The organism is Anaerotruncus sp. 1XD42-93 (assembly GCF_009917605.1).
Taxonomy (GTDB): domain Bacteria; phylum Bacillota; class Clostridia; order Oscillospirales; family Ruminococcaceae; genus Anaerotruncus.
This window is the reverse complement of record NZ_QZEG01000151.1, coordinates 1-2,042: the sequence shown is the minus strand read 5'-3', so window position 1 is coordinate 2,042 and position 2,042 is coordinate 1. Positions and strand designations below refer to the sequence as shown.

Sequence of the window (2,042 nt, the reverse complement as noted above, 5' to 3'; positions counted from 1 at the left end):
TTTGCTGGTTTCCGCTGTTTCGGAAAGCACTCTGCGATTTGTTCGTATTGTTCTTTCTTCAGTTCCATTCCCTTATTATAGCATATCTTCGTTTGTGTGAACAGACCCTAGGAAGAAGCGCAGCAAAACGGAATAAAATTGAGGCGGTTTTTATTGGATTACGGGTTGTTGCAGTTTTGTTGCAGCCCGAAATTTTTTGCCGTTTTTTCTTGCCTCACTCGGAGGGCGCTTTTTCCTGGGCAGCCTCCCCCGGAAGATAACCGCTCATCCGGTCGATGGCCTTCCGCTTTTCATCATCCAGCACATGAGAATATCTTTCGGTAGTAGTGATGGAGGAATGTCCCATCAGATTTTGGATGATGCGGATAGGGACATTCTGCTCCATCAGTCTGGTGGCAAAGGTGTGCCGGAGGGCGTGGACATTGACCCCTTGCAGCTCGCATCGTTTGCAGACCGCCTGGACCCGTTTCTGGTAGGTTCGGGGGTCGGTATAGGTCCCCCGCTTGGAGGGGAAGATGAGATTTTGAGGATTGGGATGTCCCTCGTGGAGCCGGACCTGCCGATGGAACATGAGCAGCCGCCAGATATTTTCATAGACCGGCGTTTCCCGGTTGCTGGTCTTGCTCTTGGGGGTCTCCTGGAGTATCAGTTCCGTTTTCTTGCCGGACGGGTCGTCAAAAAGCTGTACCCGTTCCAGGTCCTTGTTGATGCGAATGGTCCGCTTTTTTGCATTGAGGTCGCCCCACCCCAGCGCTAAGACCTCTCCCATCCTTGCCCCGGTAAAAAGGGAAAGAAGCATGGCCACCCGCAGCCGCTCGGAGAATATTTCCTTGATGAAGATCTCCATCTCCTCCACCGTCAGCACACGGCGTTCGGTGGGCTGTATCTCCGGGAGCCGGAGGTCAGCGGCGGGATTCTCAATAATGATTTTCCCTCTCGCCTTTTCCATAGCCGCATTCAGCACCACGAAGATGTTGTAGATGCTCTTGGGAGAAAGTCCTCCCTTCTTATCCAGCCGCCCATTGGTTTGCAGGTAGTTGAGATAAGTCTGCATATCGGCGTCGGTCACGGCGTTCAGCGGCGTTTTGCCAAAAAAGGGCAGGATCTGGGTCTGGTAGGTCTGCATATAGGAAGAATAGGTGGTCCGCTTCACCGAGGGCGGAGTCTTGTAGGTCTGGATGAAGTATAACACCCAGTCAGAGAGGGAGATGTCTATGTCGATCCCCGCCGGGGGCTTTAGGCCGTGGGTCGCATTTGTGAGCATCCGGTAGGCTTCCTGCTGCCGCTGTCCCCGGATCTCTTTGGCCCGTTTGACAAACTCCTTGTACTTTTTGACAACCTGTTCCTCGGTCTTGCCGGTGAAGATCACCCGCCGGTACTTGTCGTTCTCATCGGTCTCATATTTTTGGAAGATCAGGTATCCGTCCTTGCGGAGATAGAGAGTACCGCCCTCAAAGATCTTGGCGTATTTGGACGAAGGTTTGTAGCTTTTACTTTCTGCCATTGGTAACTCCTCCTGTTTTCAGCTTTATAAGGATACAAGAATCGTCAACAACAGCAGTTGAACGCTTTCCGGCCGCTATGGGGATGGGTGCGGAGCCTGGGTAGGATACAGGCCCGAAGTTTGTCCGCATCCAGAGGTAAAATTCCTCCTCTGGTATCCGATAGCTGCGCCCCACCCGAATGACGGGGAACTCCCCGCTGTGGATGAGGCGGTAGGCCGCTACCTGGCCGATCTGGAGAATGCTCTGGACATCCTTCACCTTCAGGACCTTTGGACAGGATAAAACACCATTCATAAAGCTCCCCTCCCTCATGGGCAGCCGGTTTCACCGCAATATGTGCTGCAAAATTGCAGCATTTTTTCAAGGTACAAAAGCTCTTTAAGTTAATTGTACCAGCGGCGGGACGAAAAGCAAGAGCTTTACGGGCCCGAACCGGACTTTATTTTTAACTTCTTTTTTTCTAGACGGTGTCGTCAATAAAGAAGGAGCCAAATAGCAATACAACGTATTTGGACAGCAGCAGCGAAAGAAGCGGCA

At 52.0% G+C, this 2,042-nt stretch carries 2 protein-coding genes; both read right to left on the bottom strand.

What is annotated here, in order from left to right; genetic code table 11:
- Positions 1-214: 214 nt before the first annotated feature.
- Positions 215-1,504 carry a site-specific integrase gene (locus D5269_RS17565; RefSeq protein ID WP_120487433.1) on the bottom strand — a complete coding sequence of 430 codons (1,290 nt, stop codon included), beginning with the start codon at positions 1,502-1,504 and terminating at the stop codon, positions 215-217.
- Positions 1,491-1,799, bottom strand: a complete 309-nt coding sequence (locus D5269_RS17560) for a helix-turn-helix domain-containing protein (protein WP_016315126.1) — start codon at positions 1,797-1,799, stop codon at positions 1,491-1,493. The genes D5269_RS17565 and D5269_RS17560 overlap by 14 nt, the downstream gene beginning before the upstream one ends.
- Between the last annotated feature and the right edge of the window lie 243 nt (positions 1,800-2,042).